A 23610-nucleotide genomic window follows, 5' to 3' on the forward strand; every position below is an offset into this window, starting at 1 on the left:
CCGCCCGCGCGGCGCATCGCGGATAAATCCGCTCCCACATTTGTTGCAACGTGCCTATGCCTGATAGGCCATGGTTGCCAGCCTTGTTTGTACGACGCAATTTCTCGGCGGGCGCCAAAGGCGGACAACCATGGCCTGACAGACAGTGGCACGTTGCAACAAATGTGGGAGCGGATTTATCCGCGATGCGCCGCGCGGGCGGCGCTCGATAGTCGCCCTCACACAACTCCCAAGCCAGCCACCCTATCCGCCCTCACACAACTCCCAAGCCAGCCACCCTATCCGCCCCCACACAACTCCCAAGCCAGCCACCCCATCCGCCCCCACACTCCCCAAGCCAGCCCCCCCAAGCACCAACAAAAATCCACACGCCCCGCTCCCATGCTCGGCTAGGATGTCTGGCCGACCCGATGGAACCTGCTCTTCATGCACCGTCCCACGCTCAAACCAAACCAGTTGCGCCCCCCTGCCGAGCCACCCAAGGGGGTACTGCGTGCGCGCCTGCTCGACCAACTGGCCACCTCGCTGGGCGCGGGCGGCGTCGTGCTGCTGCAAGCGCCGCTGGGCTACGGCAAGAGCACCCTGCTGGGCCAGTTCGCCCGCCGCCAGGCCGAACCCTGGGCATGGCTGCGCCTGACCCGCGCCGAGAACCAGCCCCTGGCGCTGCTGCTGCACCTGCACGCGGCCTTGCAACTGCCCGCCAAGCAGCGCGACACGCAGCCGGCCGACACGCTGTGGAGCCTGATCCTGGCCGACCTGGAAGCCCGCCAAGCCCCCCTGACGCTGCTGCTCGACGACCTGCACCTGCTCACCGCCGCCCCCGCCTGGCACTACCTGGACACGCTGCTGCACCACCCGCCAGCGGCGCTGCGCCTGGTCGCCGCCAGCGAAGGCCCGCCCTCCCTGCCGCTGGCGCACCTGCGCCGTGACGGCCGGCTGAGCGTGCTGGGCGCCCGTGAACTGGCCCTGGACAGCGAAGAGACGCAGCAGCTGGCGCTGGCCCGCGGGGCCCACCTGGGCAGAGATGCGCTGTACCAGCTGCGCGCCGGCAGCGAAGGCTGGCCCAGTGGCGTGCTGTTCTGGCTCGAGGCCTACCGCGAGGCCCTGCTCGGCACCGGCCAGGCGCCCGCCGACCTGCGCCCGATCACCCGCCAGGCCTACGCCCATGCCCGGCAGTTTCTCGAAGAAGAGTGCCTGCAGCGCTTGCCGATGCCCTTGCGCGCGTTCCTCGAACACACCGCCGTGGCCCAGGTCTTCGATGCCGGCCTTGCCCGCGAGCTGGCCGCCAAGGCCGATGTGCCCGCCGCACTGCGCCAGCTGCAGCGCCTGGACCTGATCATCGAGGTGCCCCAGGGCAGCCACGCCGAATACCGCTATCACCCGGCCCTGCGCAACGGCCTCTACCAGCGCCTGGAGCAACGCGACCCGCAGCAGCTGCGCCAGCTGCATCGCCAGGCCGCCGACTGGCTGCTGGGCCAGCGCCGCTACACCGAGGCCATCTACCAGTTCGGCCGCGCCCGCGACCTGGATGCGGTGCTGAGCATCGTCGACCGGCACGGCTTCGAGCTGCTGCGCGAAGGCAAGGTCAACACCCTGGTCGATGTGCTCGACGAGGTCGCCGGCCACACCGGCAACGACAGCTTCACCCTGGCGGTGACCGAAGCCTCCACGGTGATGGTCACTAACGACATGGCCCAGGCCTGCCAGTGCCTGCGCCAGCTCTACGCCCTGCAGCGCCGCCAGGCGGTGCCGCGCCACCCCGAGCGGGTGCAGCAGACGGTGATGTTCCTGCGCAGCCGCCTGGCCTACCTGGGCGGCAACCTGGGCCACGCCCTGGCCCTGGCGGCGCGGGCACTGCAGGCCTTCCCCCAGCACAACGCGGCGCGCTCGGTGCTGTATTTCGACCGCGCCAACTGCCTGGCCGCGCTCGGCCAGCTGCCGCAGGCCCACGCCGAAGCCAGCCGCGCCCTGCGCGAGCTGCAGGGCTTTGGCCTGAGCGGCTATACCAACCTGCTGCACCTGCTGCTGGCCCAGATCGAACTGGCCCAGGGCGCCAACGACGCCGCCTGGGAGCGCCTGCAAGGCATGGCCGAGGTGCCCGCCACCGGCAGCTCGGGGCGCTTCTATGAACTGTTCCGCCACCTGGGCAAGGGCCTGGCACTGCTGCAGGCCAACCGCCTGACCCCGGCGCGCCACGCCCTGGCCCAGGCCGAGGTGCTGGCCCTGGGCTTCCCCCACAGCGCCGCGCTGCCCTGGGTGTTCCACCACCAGGCGTGCCTGCACTGGGCGCTGGGCGAAACCGCCCAGGCCAAGGCACGCTGGACCGAGGTGCGCCGGCTGGCCCGGCAATACCGCCTGTTCACCCTCTACCGCCAGGCCGGCGCCTGGCTGGCGCGCCTGGCCCTGCGCGACAACGACCAGGACTACCTGCCCGACTGGCTCGACCAGTGGCACTGGTGCCGGCGCCAGTATGGCGAGCAGCTGCTGCCCGAAGAATGGCTGGCCTATGCCTGGGTGCAGCGCCACCTTGGCCAGCGCGACAAGGCCCGGCAGATCCAGCAGGCGTTGCAGGCCCAGGCTCAGGCGCAAGGCAACCACCGCCTGCTGCTCGACGCCCTGCTGCTCGCGGCAGCCCTGCAGCAGGACCAGGACGACGCCCTGCTGAGCCTCGAACAGGCGCTGCAACTGGCCTGCGCACAAGGCTTGGGCCAGTTGCTGCAATACGAGGGCGATGCAAGCCTGGAGGCCCTGCGCCAACTGCTGCTGCCTGCGGTGCGCGAGCGCCTGGGCCTTGCCGCCCCGGCGCCCTCGCGCCAGCAGCTCGATGCGCTGTTCCGCCCGCTGCTGGCCAGCCGGGAAAACGCCGAGAGCGCGCTGCTGGTGCCGCTCTCGCGCCGCGAGCTCGAGGTATTGCAGCGCATGGCCCGCGGGCAGAACAACGGGCAGATCGCCGAGGCCATGTTCATCAGCCTGAGCACGGTCAAGACCCACATCAACAACCTGTTCCGCAAGCTCGACGTGGCCGACCGCGACAGCGCCCTGTGCGCGGCGCGCGAACTGCAACTGCTGAGCTGACCTCCACCTGGGCCCGGCGCCGAATCCACCCGCCATTCCACCCCCTGGGTGGACGCGGCGCCGAGGCCTGCCTGCTACAACATGCCGAGTCCACCCAGCCAGGAGTTCGGCATGCCCAGCTACACCGCCCCATTGCGCGATATCACCTTCGTTGCCCAGGAGCTGCTCGACCTGAGCCGCCACTACCAACAACTGTCTGGCTGTGAAGCCCCGGACGAAGCGACCTTCGCCGCCATCGTCGAGGAAGGTGCCAAGTTCGCCGAACAGGAGCTGGCCCCGCTCAACGCGGTGGGCGACCAGCACGGCTGCCAGTGGCAGGACGGCAAGGTCACCACCCCGCCCGGCTTCGCCGCGGCCTACAAGCGCTTCGCCGACAACGGCTGGCTGGGCCTGGACAAGGCCCCGGCCTTCGGCGGCCAGGGCCTGCCGCCGTCGCTGGGCTTCGTCAACTACGAGATGGTGTGCAGCGCCAACCATGCCTGGGGCATGTACGGCAACCTCGCCGGCGGCGCCATCAGCACCCTCAGCGAGCATGCCGACCCGGCCCTGCAGGCGCGTTTGCTGCCGGCAATGATCGCCGGGCGCTGGGGCGGCACCATGTGCCTCACCGAAGCCCACTGCGGCTCGGACCTCGGCCTGCTGCGCACCAGCGCCAAGCCCCAGGCCGACGGCAGCTACCAGGTCAGCGGCAGCAAGATGTTCATCTCTGCCGGTGAACACGACATGACCGAGAACATCATCCACCTGGTGCTGGCCCGTATCGAAGGCGCACCGGCCGGGGTCAAGGGCATTTCGCTGTTCGCCGTGCCGAAGCTCCAGGTCGATGCCCAGGGCCAGCTCGGCGCCCCCAATGGCGTGAGCTGCGGCTCGATCGAGCACAAGATGGGCATCCACGGCAACGCCACCTGCGTGCTCAACTTCGACGGCGCCACCGGCTACCTGCTGGGCGAGGCCAACCGCGGCCTGAACGCCATGTTCACCTACATCAACGAGTCGCGCCTGGCGGTGTCGCAACAGGCCCAGGCCCACGCCGAGGCGTCGTACCAGGGCGCCCTGGCCTATGCCCGCGAACGTGTGCAGATGCGCGCCACGCCGCGCCTGCGCGAGGGCCAGCCGGCCGACCCGATCATCGGCCACGCCGATGTGCGGCGCATGCTGCTGACCCAGAAGGCCTACGCCGAGGGCGGGCGCATGCTCGCCTACACCTGCGCCAAGGGCGTCGACCAACTGCACCACGGCGCCAGCGCCGGCGTGCGCGAGGCCGCGGCGCGCCGCCTGGCGCTGCTCACGCCGATTGCCAAGGGCTTTCTCACCGAAACCGGCAACGAGGCCGCGCAACTGGGTATCCAGGTGTTCGGTGGCCACGGCTACATCCGCGAGTGGGGCATGGAGCAGATCGCTCGCGATGTGCGCATCACCGCGATCTACGAAGGCACCAACACCATCCAGGGCCTCGACCTGCTGACCCGCAAGGTGCTGGCCGATGGCGGCGAGGCCCTGGCCGAACTGCTGGGCGAGATCGAAGACTTCATCCAGAGCTGCACGGCCCCGGCCCACCTGGCCCAGGCGCTGCTCAAGCAGGTGATCGCCTGGCGCGAACTCAGCGCCTGGCTGCGCGAGGCCAGCGCCAGCGACGCCAACTTGATCGGCGCCAGCGCCTTCGACTACCTGATGCTCAGCGGCTACACCCTGGTCGGCTACCTGTGGCTGCGCGCCGCCTGCACCGCCGAGCGCGCCCTGGCCGCCGGCAGCGACGAGGTGGCGTTCTACCAGGGCAAGCGCGAAACCGCGCGCTTCTACCTGCAGCGCCTGCTGCCGCGCGCCAGCCTGCATGAAACGCTGATCCGCAGTGGCAGCGACAACCTGATGGACATCAGCGAGGCGGCCTTCGCCCGCTGATACGACCGAGCTGGTTTCCGCTGCCTGTTCCCTCCGGGCAGCGGACTTTTCGGGTGGCGGCCCGCGCTACGGGCCGCCACCTGGTTTTTTCATTCGTCTTAGCCAAGGCGAGGTTTGCAACGCCTCCCCCGGCCAATAACAACAAGGTTCCCTCCCATGCAGCTGATCGACTATCGCCGCGACCACCAACTGGCCTTGATCGGCCTGCGCCATGCGCCGGTCAACGCCCTTGGCCACGCCCTGCGCCAGGCGCTGATGCAGGCCTGCAGCCAGGCCGCCGCCGACCCTGAGGTACAGGCCATCATCCTGCACGGCCTGCAACTGCCGTTCAGCGCCGGCGCCGACATCAGCGAATTCGGCAGCCCCAAGACTTGGGAGGAGCCGGCACTGGCGCACCTGCTCGATGCCCTGACCCGCATCGGCAAACCCCTGATTGCCGCCATCGACGGCGTGGCCCTGGGCGGCGGCCTGGAGCTGGCCCTGGCCTGCAGCCACCGGGTGGCCAGCGCCACCGCCCGCCTGGGCCTGCCCGAAGTGCGCCTGGGCCTGCTGCCCGGCGCCGGTGGCACCCAGCGCCTGCCGCGCCTGATCGGCGTGGCCCCGGCCCTGGACATGATGCTTGGCGGTGACCCGATCGACGCCCGCCAGGGCCTTGCCCTGGGCCTGGTCGACCGCCTCGCCGAACCCGGCCAGGGCGTGCTCGAAGCCGCCTGTGCCTTCGCCCGCGAGCAGTTGGCCGCCCCTGCTGCGCCTAGCCCGGCCAGCCCGCCTTTGAGCGACGCCCTGGCAGGCGACCTGTTCACCAGCCGCGAGGCGCAACTGGCCGCGCGCAAACCCGGCCAGCACGCCCCGCTGCGCGTACTCGCCGCGGTGCGCGCTGCCTGCGAGCTGCCACTGGCCGAGGGCCTGGCCCGCGAGCAGGCGCTGTTTCTCGAAGCCCTGCAAGACCCTCAGGCCACCGCCCTGCGCCACCAGTTCTTCGCCGAACGCGAAGCGCTGCGGGTGCCGGGCATCGACGCCAGCACGGCGCTGCGCAACATTGCCCAGGTGGCGGTGATCGGCGCCGGCACCATGGGCGCCGGCATCGCCATGAACTTCATCAATGCCGGTATCCCGGTGCGCCTGCTGGAGCTCAAGCCCGAAGCCCTGGACCGCGGCCTTGCGCAAATCCGCAAGAACTACGAGAGCAGCATCAAGCGCGGCAAGCTCAGCGCCGAGCAGCTCGAACAACGCATGGGCCTGCTGCAGGGCACCCTGGACTACGCCGACCTGGCAGGCGCCGACCTGGTGATCGAGGCGGTGTTCGAAGACCTGTCGATCAAGCAGCAGGTGTTCCGCACCCTCGACCGCGTATGCAAGCCGGGGGCGATCCTGGCCAGCAACACCTCGACCCTGGACGTCGACCGCATCGCCGCCTGCACCCAACGCCCGCAGGATGTGGTCGGCCTGCACTTCTTCAGCCCGGCCAACGTCATGCGCCTGCTCGAAGTGGTGCGCGGCCGCCTGACCGCGCCGGACGTGCTGGCCACCACGCTGAAGATCGCCAAGCGCATCGGCAAGCTGCCGGTGGTGTCCGGTGTGTGCTTTGGCTTCATCGGCAACCGCATGCTCGAACCCTATGCCCGCGAAGCCCACCGCCTGGTGCTCGAAGGCGCCTCCCCGGCGCAGGTCGACAAGGTGCTCACCGGCCTTGGCCTGGCCATGGGCGTGTTCGCCATGTACGACCTGGCCGGCATCGACGTCGGCTACCTGGTACGCCAGGCGCGGCGCAGCGAGATCGCCCACGACCCGAGCTACTTCCGCCTGGCCGACGAGCTCTACCGCCTGGGCCGCCACGGCCAGAAGAGCGGGCGCGGGTTCTACCGCTACGAAGGCCGCGAGCGCATCGAAGACCCCGAGGTGGAGCAGATCGCGGCGCAACTGGCGGCCAGCCTGGGCATCACCCGGCGCAGCATCAGCGACGCAGAAATCCACGACCGCTGCCTGTTCATGCTGATCAACGAAGGCCTGCAGCTGCTCGATGAAGGCATCGCCCTGCGCAGTGGCGACATCGACCTGGTGTGGACCAACGGCTACGGCTTCCCGGCCTGGCGCGGCGGCCCTCTGCACTACGCCCGCGAGCTGGGCATGGACCGCGTGCTGGCCGGCATCGAGCAGCAACGCCAACAGCTCGGCGCCTATGGCGACATGTGGCTGCAACCTGCCCCGCTGCTGCGCCGCCTGGCCTCCAGCAGCAAGCTGCGCAGCGCAAGCCTCTGACCGGCTCACCCCTGGCCCACAAGGAACCCCGAACATGAAAGAAGCCGTCATCCTCTCCACCGCCCGCACGCCGATCGGCAAGGCCTTTCGCGGTGCGCTGAACAACACCCGCTCGCCCAGCCTGGCGGCGCACGCCATCCAGGCCGCGGTCGCGCGCGCCGGCATCGCGCCCGATGAAATCGAAGACCTGGTGATGGGCACCGCGATGCCCTCCGGCACCGCCGGCTGGAACCTGGGCCGCATGAGTGCGCTGGCCGCCGGCCTGCCGGTGTCGGTCAGCGGCCAGACGCTGGACCGCCAGTGCGCCTCCGGGCTGATGGCGATCGCCACCGCCGCCAAGCAGATCATCGTCGATGGCATGCAGGCGACCATCGGCGCCGGCCAGGAAAACATCAGCGCGGTGCAGGCGCGCAACCTGGAATGGGCGCTGGCCGAGCAGGACAGCCAGGTGATCCAGCGCGTGCCCCACGCCTACATGCCGATGCTGCAGACCGCCGAGCACGTGGCCAGGCGCTACGGCATCAGCCGCGAGGCCCAGGACGCCTACGCCCTGCAGTCGCAGCTGCGCACCGCCGCGGCCCAGCGCGACGGGCTGTTCGACGCCGAGATCGTGCCGCTGACCACCCAGCAGCTGATCAAGGACAAACACACCGGCGAGGTCAGCTACCGCGAGGTGACCCTGGCGCAGGACGAAGGCAACCGCCCGCAAACCCGCCTGGACGACCTCAGCGGCCTGAAGCCGGTGCTCGACGGCGGCTGCATCACCGCCGGCAACGCCAGCCAGCTGTCCGACGGCGCCAGCGCCTGCGTGCTGATGGACGCGCGCCTGGCCGAGCAGCGCAACCTGCAGCCCATCGGCCTGTACCGGGGCATCGCGGTGGCCGGCCTGGCCCCGGAAGAGATGGGCATCGGCCCGGTCTACGCGGTGCCGCGCCTGCTCCGCCAGCATGGCCTGAAGGTGAGCGACATCGGCCTGTGGGAGCTCAACGAAGCCTTCGCCTGCCAGGTGCTGTACTGTCGCGACACATTGGGCATCGACCCGATGCGCCTGAACGTCAACGGCGGCGCCATCGCCATCGGCCACCCCTACGGCATGAGCGGCGCGCGCATGGTCGGGCATGCCCTGCTCGAAGGCAAACGGCGCGGCGTGCGCTACGTGGTGGTGACCATGTGCGTGGGCGGTGGCATGGGTGCCGCCGGCCTGTTCGAAGTGCTCTGAAACCAAGGACCGATAGCATGTTTGCAAACATATTTTCTCTGGCCGGCAAGACCGTGTTGGTTACCGGTGCCTCCAGCGGCCTGGGCGCGCATTTCGCCCGCCTGGCCCAGGCCGCCGGCGCCCGCGTGGTGCTGGCGGCGCGCCGCGCCGAGCGCCTGCAGGCGCTGGCCGAAGCGCTGCAGGCCAGCGGCGGTGAAGCCCTGGCCGTGGCCCTGGACGTGACTCGCCGCGACAGTGTCGAACAGGCCTTCGACCAGGCCGAGGCGCGCTTTGGCGTGGTCGACGTGGTCATCAACAATGCCGGCATCGGCGACCCGGGGCGTTTTCTCGAGCTGAGCGAGCAGGCCTGGCAGCGCATGCTCTCGACCAACCTCGACGGCGTGTTCCACGTGGCCCAGTGCGCCAGCCAGCGCCTGGTGAAGGCCGCCAAGCCAGGCAGCATCGTCAATATCGCCTCGATCCTCGGCCTGCGCGTGGGCAGTGGCCTGAGCCACTACTGCACGGCCAAGGCCGCCGTGGTGCAGCTGACCAAGGCCATGGCCCTGGAGCTGGCGCGCTACCAGATCCGCGTCAACGCCATCGCCCCGGGCTACTTCAAGACCGAGATGAACCAGGACTACTTCGACAGCGAAGCCGGCCAGGCCTACATCAAGGGCCAGGTGCCGCTGCGCCGCCTGGGGCAGTTGCACGAACTGGACGGCCCGCTGCTGTTGCTGGCCAGTGATGCCGGTGCATTCATGACCGGCAGCATCGTCGCGGTGGATGGCGGGCATCTGGTAAACCCGCTGTAACGCCTTCGCCTTGTCCAAGGAGCCTGTATGTCCGTTGCCGCTTACCTGCCCCGCGTGGTCGCGCTGGTCACCCACCTGCACCGCCCCGCCGCGCCCAGCCGCATGGCGCAACTGATCGAGCAGGTAAGCGCCGATTACCGCCAGCAGGCGCGGATCGAGGTGATCGAAACCACCCTGGCCGACCTGCTGCCGCTGGCGCGCCGGCTCGAGAGCCGCCAGCAGGCCGATGTGATCCTGTGTTCCGGCGCCGCTGCCGATTACCTGCGCCAGCACCTGTGCACCACGGTGCGCACCCTGCACCTGGGCGAGTTCGATTTGATTCGCGCCCTGGTGCAGGCCCGCGACCGGGCCAGCAAGGTCGGCATCCTCAGCTTCGCCCAGCCCTACCCGGAGCTGGCCGCGATGCAGGCGCTGTTCACCCTGCAGATTCGCGAGCACACCTACACCTGCCTTGAGCAGGCGCGCGAGCAGGTCGAGCGCCTGGTCGCCGATGGGTTCGAGGTCATCATCGGCTCGCCCACCGTGTGCCAGCTGGCCGACGATGCCGGTGCCCAGGGGGTGCTGGCGCTGGATGCGCAAAGCCTGCGCCACACCTTCGACAGCCTGGTGACCCTGGCCGCCAAGCCGCTTGAAACACCCTCGCGGCGCCCGCCACGGCGGCCTCGCGAGGCCGATGCGCGCCCGTTCAAGGCCCGCCACCATTTTGCCCAGATGCTGGGCGACGCCCCGGCCTTTCGCGCCACCCTGCACCTGGCCCAGCGCTACGCGCAAACCGACGCCACGGTGCTGATCACCGGCGAAAGCGGCACCGGCAAGGGGCTGCTCGCGCAAAGCCTGCACAACCAGAGCGCGCGTCAGCACGCGCCGTTCGTGGCAATCAACTGCGCGGCGCTGCCCGAATCGCTGCTGGAAAGCGAACTGTTCGGCTACGAGGACGGCGCCTTCACCGGCTCGCGCAAGGGCGGCAAGCCTGGGCTGATCGAGCTGGCGCACGGCGGCACGCTGTTTCTGGACGAGATCGGCGACATGCCGGTGGCGCTGCAAACCCGCCTGCTGCGCGTGCTGCAGGAGCGCGAGGTGCTGCGCCTGGGCGCCTGCGAGCCAACCCCGGTGGACATCCGGGTGATTGCCGCCACCCACTGCGACCTGCCCGCACGCATCGCCGACCAGCGCTTTCGCCAGGACCTGTACTACCGCCTGAACATCCTGCGCCTGGCCGTGCCGCCCCTGCGCGAGCGGCTGGCGGACATCGTGCCGCTGTTCAATGCCCTGCTCGCGCGCCACAGCCGCGCCAGTGGCCTGCCACCGGTCAGCGCCGAGCACCTGCAGGCCCTGCCGGCACTGCTGCTGCGCCATGCCTGGCCGGGCAATATCCGTGAACTGGACAACATCGCCGAACGCGCCGCCCTGTGCCTGGGCACGCTCGCCGAGGGGGTCGAGCTGGCGGCGTTGTTCCCCGAGTTGTACCCGGCCGGCACCCCGCCCGCCCCGCTCGCAGCCCCGGCCGACAACCTGCGCAGCCTGGGCAAGGCCGCCGAAACGGCCCATGCCCGCCAGGTGCTGGAGCATTGCGCTGGCGACATGGAAGAAGCCGCACGCCGCCTGGGTGTCAGCCGCAGCACTGTGTGGCGGCGGGTACGCAGGCTCGGCTGAGCGGCCCGGTCACAATTACTAAACACAAACGTGACATTTTTTTTCAGCTAGCCGCATTCGCCTAGAAACGATCACGGAGCTGTCAAATGAAGGTTACGGTATTCGGTACCGGCTATGTCGGCCTCACCCAGGCAGTGTGCCTGGCCCAGGTGGGACACTCGGTGCTGTGCATGGATGTCGATGCCGAGCGGGTCGCGGCCCTGGTCCAGGGCCATTGCCCGATCTTCGAGCCGGGCCTGGCGCCGCTGCTGGAAAAGAACCTGGCCTGCGGGCGCCTGCGCTTCACCACCGACCCGGGCCTTGCCAGCAACCACGCCCGCCTGCTGTTCATCGCCGTGGGCACCCCACCGCAAGCCGATGGCAGCGCCGACCTGAGCCAGGTGTTCGCCGTGGTCGACAACATCCTGGCGCACGCCAGCGAGCCCAAGGTGATCGTCAACAAGTCCACCTCGCCGGTCGGCACGGTGGACCGGATCAAGGCGCGCATCGCCCAGGCCGTGGCCGACGGCGAACGCTTCCAGGTCATCAGCAACCCTGAGTTTCTCAAGGAGGGCACGGCCCTGGATGACTGCATGCGCCCCGAACGCATCATCATCGGCGGCGCCGCACCGGCTGAAGTGGAGCTGTTGCGCGAGCTGTACCTGCCGTTCAGCCGCAACCGGGAAAAGCTCATGGTGATGGATGCGCGCAGCGCCGAGCTGACCAAGTACGCAGCCAACTGCATGCTGGCGACGAAGATTTCCTTCATCAACGAGATGGCCAACCTGGCCGAACACCTGGGCGCCGACATCGAGATGGTGCGCCGCGGCATCGGCTCGGACCCGCGCATCGGCTACGACTTCATCTACGCCGGCTGTGGCTTTGGCGGCTCGTGCTTCCCCAAGGACCTGCAGGCCCTGCGCCGCAGCGCCGAGGCCGAGGGCTTCGAGCCGCAGTTGCTGCAGGCGGTGGAAACGGTCAACCAGCGCCAGAAGCAGCGCTTGTTCGACAAGATCCAGCGGCATTACCCGGGCGGCCTGCGGGGCAAGGTGTTCGCCCTGTGGGGCTTGTCGTTCAAGCCCAACACCGATGACATCCGCGAGGCCCCCAGCCGCGTGCTGCTCGAAGCGCTGTGGGCCGCCGGCGCCCGGGTGCAGGCCCACGACCCGCAGGCCATGGACGAGATCCACCGGCATTACGGCCCGCGCCCAGACCTGCAACTGATGGCCGGCAAGGACGAGGCGCTGCACGGCGCCGACGCCCTGGTGATCGCCACCGAGTGGCAGGACTACCGGGTGCTGAACCTGGAGCAGATGCCGCAGCTATTGGCCGACCGCGTGGTGTTCGACGGGCGCAACCTGTTCGAGCCCGAGCACATGGCCGCCGCCGGCCTGACCTACTACGGCATCGGCCGCGGGCAGGTGCCGCCGCGCTGGCTGGCCGCGCAGCATGCCCCGCGCCTTACTGCTCTGCCACTGGCCCGATAGCCGCCGCCTCACCCACCAGCTGGCCTGCCTGGCAGGGCCGGAACAGGTCCAGCTGGTCGCGGTACACCGTGGTTTGCACATCCATCAGGCCAAGCACCGAATGGAACAGGTTGTCGTGGGACAAGCTCGCACCGGTGCGCTGGGCCATGCACGGCTGGGAAATGCCGCGGCTGGCGGCCAGCTGCCGGGACAGCCACAGCACCATCGGCACATGGGTCTGTTCCGCCGGTGCCATGGCGTAAGGCAGGCCGTGCAGGTACACGCCCTTCTCGCCCAGCGATTCGCCGTGGTCGGAGACGTAGAGCATGGCGCTGTCGTAGTGGCGGTCGTTGCGCTTGAGCAGGTCGATCACCTGGGCCAGCACATGGTCGGTGTAGAGCACGGTGTTGTCGTAGGCGTTGCGGATCGCCTGGTCCTCGCACTGGTCGAGCTGGTTGTCCCGGCACACCGGGGTGAAGCGCTCGAAGGCGGCCGGATAGCGCTTGTAGTAGGCCGGGCCGTGGCTGCCTTTCATGTGCAGCACCACCACGGTGTTGCCCGTGCCGTTATCGAGGTAGTCCTGCAGGCCGGCGAGCAGTACCTCGTCGAAGCATTCGCCGGTGATGCACAACGCGCCGATGCCGGCGTGGGACATGTCCTGGCTGGGCACGCGGTCGCAGGCGCCCTTGCAGCCGGAGTTGTTGTCGCGCCACAGCACGCCGACACCGGCACGCTGCAGCACATCGAGCAGGCCTTCGCGGTGGCTGCCGTACTGGTCTTTCCACTCCTTGCGGCCCAGGTCCTGGAACATGCAGGGCACCGACACCGCCGTGGCGGTGCCGCAGGAGCTGACATCGGCGAAGCTCAGCACGTCGCGCCGGGCCAGTTCGGGGTTGGTCTGGCGTGGGTAGCCGTTGAGCGAGAAGTTCATCGCCCTGGCCGTCTCGCCCACCACCAGCACCAGCAGCTTGCGCCGCCCATCGGCGCTGGCGTCGACCCGCTGGTGGGCGTCCAGGCCGACCTGGATGAAGGCCTTGGGCTTGGCCAGGCTCTGCTTGGCGTAGCTGTGCATGGCGCCCAGCACGTTCGAGGGGGTGAGGATCAGGCGCACTTCGCGGTTGTTGCGCAGCAGCGAGGCGTAGGACTGGTACTGGGTCGCCAGGATCACCCCGACCATGGCCAGCACCGCCACCAGGCTGCCCACGCGCCACATGGCCTGGCGGCGCCAGCGCGGGCGCTGCAGCGGCAGGCGGTACAGCACCACGATGGGCAGCAGCGCCGTGGCCAGCAGCCACACCAGCATGCCAGTGCTGAGCAGGTCACGGGCCTCGGCCGGGTCGGTCTGCAGCAGGTTGGCCAGCATCGAGGCGTCGATGACGATGCCGTAACGGGAAATGAAGTAGCTGGCGACCGAGGCCACCACCAGCAGCAGCGCCAGCACCGGGCGCAGCAGGCGCCCCCAGCACAGCGCCCAGAGGATGATGAAGTGCCAGGCCAGCACGAACAGCGGCAGGCTGATCAGAAACAGCGGGTTGCCGTTGTCGAAACCATCGATGGCCCGCCAGACCTTCGACCAGAACACCGCGTTGACCGCCACGGTCATCCACAGCGCCACCAGCAAAATGACCCCCAGGGGGTTGATGCCCTTGCTTTCCCGGCTGAGCGCCTGGGAAGTTACCGCGTCCTTGTTCATTGACCTACCGCTCCACAATCAGGTTGGCAAAACACGTTCTAGTTATGTGTTGGAAACTTGCGATGGCGCACGTAGGCATGGCATTTGATGATCAGCACCGCACCCCACGGGATCACCAGGCCGATGGTGACCAGGGCGAGCAGCAAGGTATTGCGCTCGACCAGCCGAAAGAAATCGAATGCCGCGCACAGCAGCACCAGCAGCACCCCCGCCAACGAAACGGAGCCGGGGTTGCCAGGATGCGTGCGCGTGAAGGGATGGTGGCGGATGTAGCCCACCAGCCAGAGAAACACCCAGGTCACGATCGATGCCATGAACAGCATGAGAAACAGCAACCGATAGGCGAACATGGAATCAGGCATGGCCCACCCTCCGCGCACGAGCACGCATGGCCACCCTTTTAAAGGGCCGTGGATGAAATATTTGTTAATAAAGCGTGCTGAAGATATTCAGGGGCAGCCGCAGAGGGCCTTGGCGTAACGAGCGCGCAGGGGTATGGAGCAGACATGAGCAGACGTTCCTTGTCCGGTTCGTGAAAGTTGTGAGGCCCGTGACTTTAGCAGCGCTGCTCCAGAGCGCCAGTAAATGGAGGCAAATTCACCGGGGCCAGCGCAGGCGCACCGACCAGCCGCAGCGCCTGGCGGCATCGCTGAAGCCCACCTCGATCTGCCCGCCGGAGCGTTGCACCAGGGTCTGCACGATGGACAGCCCCAGCCCCGAGCCCGGCACCTGGTGGCCCTGGCCGCGATAGAACGGGTCGAACACGCGGCCCCATTCTTCTGGCGCAACGCCTGGGCCGTCGTCGCTGACCACGACTTCCACCGCTTGCGGCGTGCTCAGGATGCGCACATCCACCTGCCCGCCTGGCGGGGCATGGTTGATGGCATTCTCGACCAGGTTCTTGATCACCGCGCGCAGCTCCAGTTCGCGCAGCGGCAGGCTGGCATCCTCGCCTTCGACGCCGATGTCGAGCTGCTTGCGCGTGGCCAGCGGCATCAGGTCTTCGAGCACCCGGCGGCAAGCCGCGTGCACCGACACATTGCCCGCCAGCGGCTCGGCCAGTTGCGCACCGGCCAGGGCCAGCAACTGCTCGACCAGCTTGCGGCTGCGGCCGATACCACGGCGCAACTGCTGCACTTGCGCCTGGGCGGCGGCGGGCATCGGCTCGGCCTCCAGCGCTTCGGCCTGCAGCGACAGCGCCGTCAGCGGCGTGCGCAGTTCATGGGCGGCATCGGCGACGAAGCGTTTTTGCCCCTCCACGCTGCGCGACACGCGCCCGAGCAGGCGGTTGATGGCCTGCACGAACGGGCGAATTTCGCAGGCCATGGCCTGGTCATCGATCGGCCGCAGGTCGTGGTCTTCGCGCCGGTCGAGCGCGGCGGCCAGGGTGGCCACGGGCTTGAACAGCTTGCGGATCAGGTCGGCGACCACCAGCAGCAGGATCGGAAACAAAATGGCGAACGGCAGCAAGGCGCGCCAGGCGCTGCCCCGCGCATCACGGTTACGGCTGCCGATTTCCTGGGCCACCACGAAACGCGCGCCCGAGGCGTCCTTGCCGACCCAGACGCGAAACGGTTCATGGCCCACGTCCACCGTCGACAGGCCATCGGCCACGGACGCGGGAATGGGCAGCGGCAGGCGGCTGTCATCGCCGTGCACGGCGTTGGCGCCATCGGCCAGGTACTGGATCACGATGCGGGTTTCCTCATCGTCTTCGCCAGCGCCTGGCGTGGCGGCGGGGTAATGGAAGCCCAGGCCCTGGCGGGTGTGCAAGGCGGCGACCTGGCGCAGGCTGTTGTCCTGGAACTCCAGGGCTTCATCAAAGGCCGAGAGGTAGCTGAACACGCCCGTGAGCGTGGCCACCAGCAGAATCGCCACGCCCAGCGCCAGCGACAGGCGCAGTTGCAGCGAATGCTTCAGTCGCCTTTCGAGACCATCCATCCCAGCCCCCTGACATTGCCAATGACATCCTTGCCCAGCTTGCGCCGAAGCCCATGGATGAGAAATTCCACGGCGTTGCTCTCGACCTCGTTGCCCCAGCCGTACAGCCGGTCTTCCAGCTCGCCGCGCGAAAGGATCGCCCCGGGCCTGACCAACAAAGCCTGGAGCAAGGCGAATTCGCGCGCAGACAGTTGCACCGGCGGCTGGCCCTGCACCCACGCGCGCTTGAGCGCAGGGTCGAGGCTGACCCGGCCATTGCCCAGCTCCGGCGCTGCACGGCCGCCCTTGCGGCGCATGACGGCGCGCATCCGCGCCAGCAGCTCGGCCATCTCGAAGGGCTTTTGCAGAAAGTCGTCGGCGCCGCCGTCCAGCCCGCGCAGGCGGTCCTCCAGCCCCGGGCGCGCGGTGATGATCAGCAGCGGCACCGGGTTGTCGGCGCCGCGCAGGCGCTCGAGCAGTTGCAGGCCGTCCTGGCCGGGCAGGCCGAGGTCGAGCAGCACCTGGTCGTAGGCCTGGGTGCGCAGCGCCGCTTCGGCCGTCAGCCCATCAGCGACCCAGTCGACGGCATAGCCTGCGGCCTGCAGGGCCGCCTGCAGGGCCTGGGCGATCATCCCGTCGTCTTCGACCAACAATATGCGCATGCGGCCTCCAGGGGCGCGAACCGGTGAGGCAACGATAGCCTCCCCAGGTCAGCCTTGTCGCGGGCCTTGCAAGCTGTCGAAGGCCTTGAGCAGGTCATCCATCGCCGCCTTGCAGGCCGCCTGCTGCGGTTGGCTCGCGCGCAGGGCGTCGAGCGCGCGGTCGATGGCCTTGTCCAGCACGTGCCAGTCGCTGGCGGCGCGCGGCTTGATGCCGGCCTCGGCATCGTCCCAGGTCTTTTCCAGGTCCTTGATGCGCACCTTGGCGCCGGGCAGGTCCTGGGCCTGGACCTTGGCGGCGACATCGTCGGCGATGCTGCGAAACGCGCTCAGGTCACCGAGCTTGCTGGGCGCATGCACCCCGGCGGCGCCTGCTGGCGGGGCATCGGCCTTGGAGCAGCCTTGGCTTGCGCCGAGCACGGCGGCCAGGCAGGCGATGGACAGGCTGGTGAGCAGTTTGTGACGAATAGCCATGGGGATTACCTCGTGATCGGGGAGCAGGTTCAAGGTGCGACGCGTTTGGCCTGGACGGCGCCGAACTGGGCGACGGCGACCAGGATGAAAATGACGCAGAGGAAGATCGCGCTGGTCCAGCTGGCGCCCATGCCCAGGCCGCCGTAGTCGCGGGACTGGGTCAGCAGGTCGCCCAGCGAGGCGCCGAGCGGGCGCGTGAGGATGTAGGCGACCCAGAACACCAGCACCGTGTTCACGCCCAGGCGCCAGGCCAGCAGGCACGCGGCGATCAAGGCGCTGAAGATCAGGGTGCCGAGGTCGAAGCCAAGGCCCAGCGCTTCGGTCGCCAGGTCGCCTGCGGCGGTGCCCAGGGCGAAGGTGCACAGCACCGTGGTCCAGTAGAACAACTCGCGTCGGGCAGTGACGATGCGGCGGATAGAGAGGGTGCGTTCCAGCGCGTACCAGGCGGCGAAGTTGCCGATCAGCAACAGCGAGAAGACCGCCGTGCTGGCGTACAGGCTGATGTTCAGTTCATCGGTGAGGATGTCGGTGATCTGCGTGCCGAGGATGCTCACCAGCACCACGCACAGCCAGTAGATCCAGGGCTCGCACTCGCGCTTGCGCATCTGCAAGGTGAGCGCGGCGGCCAGCAGCAGGGCCATCACCACACTGGTGATGCCCAGGCCCCAGCCGATGTCGACGGCGAGAAAATCGGCGAAGGTCTCGCCCACGGTGGTGGACATGACCTTGATGATCCAGAAGGACAGCGTCACTTCCGGGACTTTGTTGAGCCAGCCAGTGCTTTGCGCGTGCATCGCGGGTGCCTCCTTGGTTCCTGAGGTGGATTCAAGGAGGCACGCTACCGGGCGAAACTTAGCTGGGCCTGAGCAGGCTCATGTGCAGCAGCGGGAATGGCCGGCCTTCGCCGTCCAGCGGGGAGCGGCCGGTCTGCACGAAGCCGTAGTGCAGGTAGAAGCCCACCGCCTGCGGGTTCTGCTCGTTGACGTCGACGCTCAGCGCCTGGCGTGAGGCGCGCACATGATCGAGCAGCGCCCGGCCGGTGCCTTGGCCATGCAGGTCGGGGTCGACGAAGAGCATTTCCACGTGGTCGTCGCTCAGGCCGATGAAACCCAGCGGGGTGTCATCGGTATCGACCGCTACGCTCAGCGCGACAGCGGGCAGGTAGCTATCGCGCAGCGGCGCGATCAGCGCCTGGATATCGGCAGGTTGCAGGAAGTGGTGGGTGGCGCGCACCGCGCGCAGCCAGATGTCGAGCAGCAGCGGATGGTCCGCGGCGATGCCCTGGCGAATGATCATCGAATCATCCTCGTTCACAGGTTGATGGAAGCGTGGCACGCCGTAGAGGGCGAGCCTGTGGACGTCGGCATGGTGTATGCCCGCTTCGCGAATCAACGCCTGGGCGGAGCACGGCACAGTGGCCGAAAAGGAAGGAGGCGGCATTCTAATCGGTTGTTCAGGAGCCGTGAACCACCCTGCCCTGCCGCGCCTTAAGGGCTTGGCAGACGAATGCCAGCGCGCATTGAAAGACGGGGTGGCAATCGGCATAGGGCAAAGCGTCGAGCGCAGCCCAGAAGAACGCGAAGCAGTGGCCGTGGTCATCCAGCGTCTGGTGCGTCCAGGCAGCCGGCAGTGCGCGCTCGACGCGGCACAGGTGATACGACCACACCTGGCCTGCGTGGCCGGCATCCCAGCAGCCCAGGTCGTCCAGCACCTGGGCGTCGCCGATGCCGGACTCTTCCGCCAACTCACGCAATGCCGCAGCTCGCGGGGCTTCTGCGGGCTCGATGGTGCCCTTCACCAGTTGCACGCCGGCCAGTGGGTGGCGGAACAGCAGGAGCTTGGGCGGTGATTCGGGTGAGAGCAGGATTGGGCAGGCTTTGTTTGGGTGCATGGTGATTTCGATCGATGCGTTCCGTTGCTGGTGGTTCAGGCAGGCATTGTAGCGCCCGGGGCCGCTTCGCGGCCCATCGCCGGCAAGCGCGGCTCCCACAGGTACAGCGCAGGTCTGAAGGTGGGTGATATTCCTGTGGGAGCCGGCTTGCCGGCGATGAGGCCGGTACTGACCACAGCGCTTTGAATCGCTGTCAATGCCACGCCCAGTCGATGTCGAGTCAGATCCAGACGTCATTCAGCGCTGTTCGCTCCCCGCCTTCATGACCGGTATTCAACACGCCTCGCGGCTCGATCATCATGATTTTTGTTTCTGTCTCTGCCGCTGTTCTGTGCTCTACACCACGTGCTACGACATACAACTCGCCCGGTTTCACATGAACACAGCCATCGGGAAGATCGATGCGCAAGAGGCCTTCGAGCACTAGAAAAGCCTCATCGGTTTCCGGGTGTGAATGCCAGATGAATTCACCTTCGATACGTACCACCTTGAACTGGTAGTCGTTCATTTGCGCGACGACCCTCGGACTCCATTGCTGCTCGATCAGAGAAGCTTTTTGAGCCAGGTTCACAGGCTGTGCTGCCAATTGCTGATGCATGCGGGACATAACTGATTCTCTCCAAATTGGAGTGACCAGCCTATCGAACGGTAAATGCGCCGTTCTTGTACGATCCTGCAACTCAGCGAACAGTACGTAAGCGTTCCAGCCAACGCAGAGGCGGCACGCCGTAAGTTCGCGTGAAGTGCCGGGTCATGTGGCTCTGATCATGAAAGCCTGAGGCGAGCGCGGCATCGACCAATGTGAAACCATCCAGAATCAGTCTGCGGAAAGAGTCCAGCCGCCTTAGCGTGACAAAACGGTATGGGCTGGTGCCATAGAGGGCCCGAAAGTCTCGTGACAAGCTCCATTGCTCACGCCCACTCGCCTGTTCGAGCATCTCCAGCGTGATGCCCAGGTGAAGGTGCTCCATGATGAACGCCCTGGCGCGCTCGGCAGAGCGGTAATCCAGGCGTTTGCGGCCACGCGGCTTGCCGCCGACTACACGAAGCGCCATTGCCAAGTCATAGACCGCGTCCTGTTCCTCCAGTGCTTCCAGAGGGTGATCCAGCGCCTGCACGAAAGCCTCACTGGCCTGGTACAAGCGCGGGTCGCAGGATAGTCCGCCAGCGATGAAAGGCAGCGGTTCTCCCCCGAGAACGTTCTGTATCAGCGACGGGTCGATGTAGGCCATCCGGTAGCGAAAACCCACCTCCGTGCCAGCCATGCCGTCATGCGCTTCGTCGGGATGCAGCACAAGTGTGTTGCCGGGCACGCCGTGACACAGCACGCCCTTGTAGTGAAAGCTCTGAACGCCGGCAAGGGTACGGCCTATCGAATAGGTATCGTGGCGATGCGAGTCGTAGCCGTGGCCGCCGAACCATGCTTCGATGCGCTCCACACTGCCAGGTGTCGTGCTGCGGATGACCCAATCGGAGGTGGATGAAAGGGTTTCTTTTCGCGCCATGGATATGCTCACCGGTAGTGCGCCATCTTGAGTGTGAATGGTCCATCCTATTTCAGGATTCTGCGAGTACCCAATTCATTTGCGCTCAACATTCGCTTCGGGTCGGAAGCTGTCAGTCGCAGAGTGACTGCTATCGACCCAAAGCGGCCTGTCGCCTATACGTTTGAGCCGCTGGACTCAAAAAACGCCCGGAGGAGCGTCAAGGAAGTGGCTGTTATGTAAGTTTTTGAAGTCCAGGTAGGGGGTTCCTATGTGTTCGGTAACGTAGTTGTACTCACGATCATTTTTATCTATAAAACAAAAAGATGTGATGTTTAATTTTTTCTCAGTTTTCGATTTTTGAAGCCTGCCAATGGCTATTGTTTTTGCTTCCAGATAATTTTTCGCAAATCCCCCCTTGAAACAGATGTTGACTCCAGCGGGATCTGCAACCGACTTGTAGCACCAACCTATGGTTTCGGGGTAGTCGAAGTAGTCTTTGGTGATGATGTCCGAGGCAAGATATATGTGTTCTCCTTCAGATCCTGAATCTCTGGAGAACTCCGTAATGAGGAAGTCCTCTAAAGTTCCGACCTTAGCTCTGCAAGAGACATTAAGTTCGTTTTTTTGATCTTGCGGCATGCCGATACTATTTAATTTGCAGCTTGATTTTGATTCATATGAAATCAGAGCGAACAGATCTCCGTCTTTAATTCTGGCTTCAGCCAAGGCAGTCATAGGTGTAGTTGCTGTATATAGTAGAGCCTCGCCTTTCCTGTTCACTCGGCCTGGCTGGACTCTTTCCGATGGAGGCATCCACACTGCACCTAGCTCTAACATCGATTTAGGATTGAGCGGGTCTTCGCTCGGATCAAGCCAGCGAACTCTGTAAAATACTGTTCCCGCTGGAAAGTCTAGAGTGTTAGCCTGCATCATGAATGAGCGCTGGCCATCAAGGCGTTCTGTACACAACACGTCCATTATTCGGTTTGAAAGCTGTTCTCTGGTTAGCGCTGAAAATTTTGATAATTTATATTTTTTTATTTTCTTTTTAAGAAGCTTTTTATCTGTTGCGTCAAGATACGCAAGGTATTCTTTGTTGATCATTTGAGATCTCTGATTATTATTGAGTAGATAGGGTTTGCGGTGAAAGTCTAGAGCTAAAGGTTTGTATATTATCCTGAATTACGCTTTTCAGCATTGCTAAACGAATATATTTGAATCTCCTGCTTCGCCTTCCAAAGAGGGTTTTGCGTCAATCATGAGTGGCCGCTTGTGGCCGTAAGTTGCCTCTCGCGAAAGGTAGCTTTGGTTCGAAAATGGTCACTTGCAACCGTTTCATTCGAGGCTCAACAGTTCTCGATTGAGTTTTTGAAAAGCGCTACACTTGAACTTCATCAGCTAGTGCCTTTAGGAAATGTTTTTCGGTTATTGCGGATTCTTCTAGCTTCCTTAGGAGCATATGGACTCGCAATAGATATGCAAAGCTCTCAAGGTCAGTCTTGGGGTTTTTTGATTTGCTCATGCTGGCTTCAAAAGTTTTTTTATAACCAGAAGGACTATGTTCTAAAGTGAGCTCAAATTTTGGCGCGTCATGACTAAAACTTGAATCGACGCCACCACCGCAAACCAATGCATTGGTTAACCTAGACTGAAAACCAGCTAGGGGAATGACGGATTCGACTACGCTAACAAACGCAGCTACCAAGTCAAAGTAAACTTCAACATCTTCAATCTTTGGAACTTCATAATGATGTTCAAGTCTATTTCTCAATTCGTTAAGCTTTGTAAGTGACCGAGAGCGAAATATGCCTGCGCGTTTTAATAGCCCAAGCTTACGGTCAACTCCCAGTCTTTTGCTGCGGTAATAGGTGTCGAGATTAAGCGTCCAAAGCAGATAATCAAGTTGGCAATCCACTGCGCGTTTGAGATTGGAAGTTGCGTTAATTAGACTATGGACGGAGCTTGGCGTTTTTAAATCTTGCTCTGCGAAGTCTAGAAAGTCGCGCGGAAGGAGCTCGTACTCAGGGATCTTAGGCCATCCACCACCACCACTGTCAACATCCAGTTCGTCGATATATTTGTTAAAAAAATCGATAATCTCTTGTTCCATTTCTGCGTCTAAGACCTTGTGATGATTTACAATTAATGATGGTTGTTTTTTTGTTGATATGCCGATTGAGCATCTTGGCCCCTCGGGCCAGACACCTCACGATCACTAGAGTTCTCGCCAGAATTGTTGAAAGTTCAAAGAATACTTTGTCGCGCATCATTCTACTTTGGTTGAGAAGAGCTAATACCCTCAAAAAACCTTGCCCCTCGACTCCTCTCAATCACGCTGGTCATGTCAGCCCCTCCAGCCAGGGAGTCATAATGCCATCATAGCTAGACTTTAATAACCCCCTGAATGAGGTCCAAGAATGCCCTGAATACCCCGGCTTTCCTGGACACCTTTGAGCGTCTGCTAATGGCCGATTGCCGCCCCGAACGAAGGGCAGGTATGGGTCGATAGCGGCCGGTCGCGACTGACAGCTATTGACCCAGAGCGGCCGCTCGCGAAGGGCAGAAATAGGCAGAGGCGGTCGGTTACCCATCCCACAGTCGATAACTACCGATCACTATGTAGCGCCATATGTAAATCTCATCAAGAATATGTCGAGCCTGGCAGCGGTTTGGACGCTAGCTTTATGAGTTGCGAGAGATTCAAGGATTATCCAAAGTGCAGTTATCAAGGGTATTCGTCATAAGCCGTGCTTTATTTATGGTCTTTCTGATCAGCGGCACTGCGCTGAGTGAAACGTCGCAGATCGGTTTGTCGGTGTCTGCGCAGGTCAGTGCGGAGGTTGCAGCGCCTGACGACATCGTTGGACAAGGGATCCAGGCCGCACTTGAACCCCTGGCATCGTCATTTCCTCCCTTGATTACCTCTCGCAAACATCAACGCGCGGACATCAATCGCGTTGTTCTTGATTTCTACTCCCATCGCAGCTATCGCGCTGCCTGGACAGACGGGCGCGATATCACCCAGTTGCTCAAGAGCCTGAATGACATACAAGCTGACGGCCTGAACCCTGCGGACTTTCGGGGCGACGAGCTGGCCGAGGCTCAATCGTTCTTGCAGTCCTGCGCGCCGACGCCAGCACAAACG

19 protein-coding genes and 1 pseudogene are annotated in these 23610 nt (G+C 65.0%); 8 read left to right on the forward strand and 12 right to left on the reverse strand.

Features of this window, described 5'->3' with window-relative positions:
- Nucleotides 1-426: 426 nt before the first annotated feature.
- The 7 genes from B3E94_RS23010 to B3E94_RS23040 all read left to right on the forward strand — a co-directional run bounded on the left by B3E94_RS23010 (nucleotide 427) and on the right by B3E94_RS23040 (nucleotide 12362).
- Nucleotides 427-3075, forward strand: coding sequence for a LuxR C-terminal-related transcriptional regulator (locus tag B3E94_RS23010; RefSeq protein WP_286915345.1), 2649 nt, complete (start codon nucleotides 427-429; stop codon nucleotides 3073-3075).
- A 111-nt stretch (nucleotides 3076-3186) separates the two neighbouring features.
- A complete protein-coding gene (locus tag B3E94_RS23015) occupies nucleotides 3187-4974 on the forward strand; it encodes an acyl-CoA dehydrogenase C-terminal domain-containing protein (protein WP_286915346.1) in 1788 nt (595 codons plus the stop codon).
- A 156-nt stretch (nucleotides 4975-5130) separates the two neighbouring features.
- Nucleotides 5131-7233 carry a 3-hydroxyacyl-CoA dehydrogenase NAD-binding domain-containing protein gene (locus B3E94_RS23020; RefSeq protein ID WP_286915347.1) on the forward strand — a complete coding sequence of 701 codons (2103 nt, stop codon included), beginning with the start codon at nucleotides 5131-5133 and terminating at the stop codon, nucleotides 7231-7233.
- 34 nt (nucleotides 7234-7267) lie between these two features.
- Entirely contained in the window at nucleotides 7268-8452 is a 1185-nt protein-coding gene (locus tag B3E94_RS23025; RefSeq protein WP_236237026.1) for an acetyl-CoA C-acyltransferase, read from the forward strand.
- Nucleotides 8453-8469: 17 nt separating this feature from the next.
- Nucleotides 8470-9243: an SDR family NAD(P)-dependent oxidoreductase gene (locus tag B3E94_RS23030; protein ID WP_286915348.1), complete on the forward strand. Its 774-nt coding sequence runs from the start codon at nucleotides 8470-8472 to the stop codon at nucleotides 9241-9243.
- 27 nt (nucleotides 9244-9270) lie between these two features.
- Nucleotides 9271-10896: a propionate catabolism operon regulatory protein PrpR gene (prpR, locus tag B3E94_RS23035; RefSeq protein WP_286915350.1), complete on the forward strand. Its 1626-nt coding sequence runs from the start codon at nucleotides 9271-9273 to the stop codon at nucleotides 10894-10896.
- Nucleotides 10897-10982: 86 nt separating this feature from the next.
- A complete protein-coding gene (locus B3E94_RS23040; protein WP_176513978.1) occupies nucleotides 10983-12362 on the forward strand; it encodes a UDP-glucose dehydrogenase family protein in 1380 nt (459 codons plus the stop codon).
- On the opposite strand, the gene B3E94_RS23045 is transcribed toward B3E94_RS23040, so the two are convergent.
- From B3E94_RS23045 to B3E94_RS23100, 12 genes are all read right to left on the reverse strand, one after another.
- A complete protein-coding gene (locus tag B3E94_RS23045) occupies nucleotides 12337-14034 on the reverse strand; it encodes a phosphoethanolamine transferase (RefSeq protein WP_286915351.1) in 1698 nt (565 codons plus the stop codon). The genes B3E94_RS23040 and B3E94_RS23045 overlap by 26 nt on opposite strands.
- A gap of 38 nt (nucleotides 14035-14072) precedes the next feature.
- Nucleotides 14073-14396: a hypothetical protein gene (locus B3E94_RS23050; RefSeq protein WP_176513981.1), complete on the reverse strand. Its 324-nt coding sequence runs from the start codon at nucleotides 14394-14396 to the stop codon at nucleotides 14073-14075.
- Nucleotides 14397-14631: 235 nt separating this feature from the next.
- Nucleotides 14632-15975 (reverse strand): sensor histidine kinase, encoded by a 1344-nt coding sequence (locus B3E94_RS23055; protein WP_286915352.1) that lies wholly within the window; start codon nucleotides 15973-15975, stop codon nucleotides 14632-14634.
- On the reverse strand, nucleotides 15951-16616 hold the full coding sequence (locus B3E94_RS23060) for a response regulator (protein ID WP_286915353.1): 666 nt from the start codon (nucleotides 16614-16616) through the stop codon (nucleotides 15951-15953). Before B3E94_RS23060 ends, B3E94_RS23055 begins: the two co-directional genes overlap by 25 nt.
- 48 nt (nucleotides 16617-16664) lie before the next feature.
- Complete coding sequence (locus tag B3E94_RS23065) at nucleotides 16665-17087, reverse strand: hypothetical protein (protein ID WP_286915354.1); 423 nt, start codon at nucleotides 17085-17087, stop codon at nucleotides 16665-16667.
- A gap of 29 nt (nucleotides 17088-17116) precedes the next feature.
- The gene (locus tag B3E94_RS23070) at nucleotides 17117-17881 is read right to left on the reverse strand and encodes a hypothetical protein (protein WP_286915355.1); all 765 of its coding nucleotides are present in this window, start codon (nucleotides 17879-17881) and stop codon (nucleotides 17117-17119) included.
- 58 nt (nucleotides 17882-17939) lie between these two features.
- Nucleotides 17940-18383, reverse strand: a complete 444-nt coding sequence (locus B3E94_RS23075) for an acetyltransferase (RefSeq protein ID WP_286915356.1) — start codon at nucleotides 18381-18383, stop codon at nucleotides 17940-17942.
- Nucleotides 18384-18540: 157 nt separating this feature from the next.
- On the reverse strand, nucleotides 18541-18978 hold the full coding sequence (locus B3E94_RS23080; RefSeq protein ID WP_286915357.1) for an NUDIX domain-containing protein: 438 nt from the start codon (nucleotides 18976-18978) through the stop codon (nucleotides 18541-18543).
- A gap of 220 nt (nucleotides 18979-19198) precedes the next feature.
- Entirely contained in the window at nucleotides 19199-19585 is a 387-nt protein-coding gene (locus B3E94_RS23085; RefSeq protein WP_286915358.1) for a cupin domain-containing protein, read from the reverse strand.
- A gap of 73 nt (nucleotides 19586-19658) precedes the next feature.
- Nucleotides 19659-20483 carry an AraC family transcriptional regulator gene (locus B3E94_RS23090; RefSeq protein WP_286915359.1) on the reverse strand — a complete coding sequence of 275 codons (825 nt, stop codon included), beginning with the start codon at nucleotides 20481-20483 and terminating at the stop codon, nucleotides 19659-19661.
- A gap of 177 nt (nucleotides 20484-20660) precedes the next feature.
- Entirely contained in the window at nucleotides 20661-21569 is a 909-nt protein-coding gene (locus tag B3E94_RS23095; protein WP_286915360.1) for an RES domain-containing protein, read from the reverse strand.
- Nucleotides 21570-21843: 274 nt separating this feature from the next.
- Nucleotides 21844-22575, reverse strand: a complete 732-nt coding sequence (locus B3E94_RS23100) for a hypothetical protein (protein WP_286915361.1) — start codon at nucleotides 22573-22575, stop codon at nucleotides 21844-21846.
- A 648-nt stretch (nucleotides 22576-23223) separates the two neighbouring features.
- Here B3E94_RS23100 and B3E94_RS23105 point away from each other — a divergent pair.
- Nucleotides 23224-23610: pseudogene (locus B3E94_RS23105) on the forward strand (murein L,D-transpeptidase); the annotation flags it as partial.

Origin of the sequence: Pseudomonas sp. UBA6315, from assembly GCF_002438125.1 — a bacterium.
Taxonomy (GTDB): Bacteria; Pseudomonadota; Gammaproteobacteria; order Pseudomonadales; family Pseudomonadaceae; genus Aquipseudomonas; species Aquipseudomonas faucium.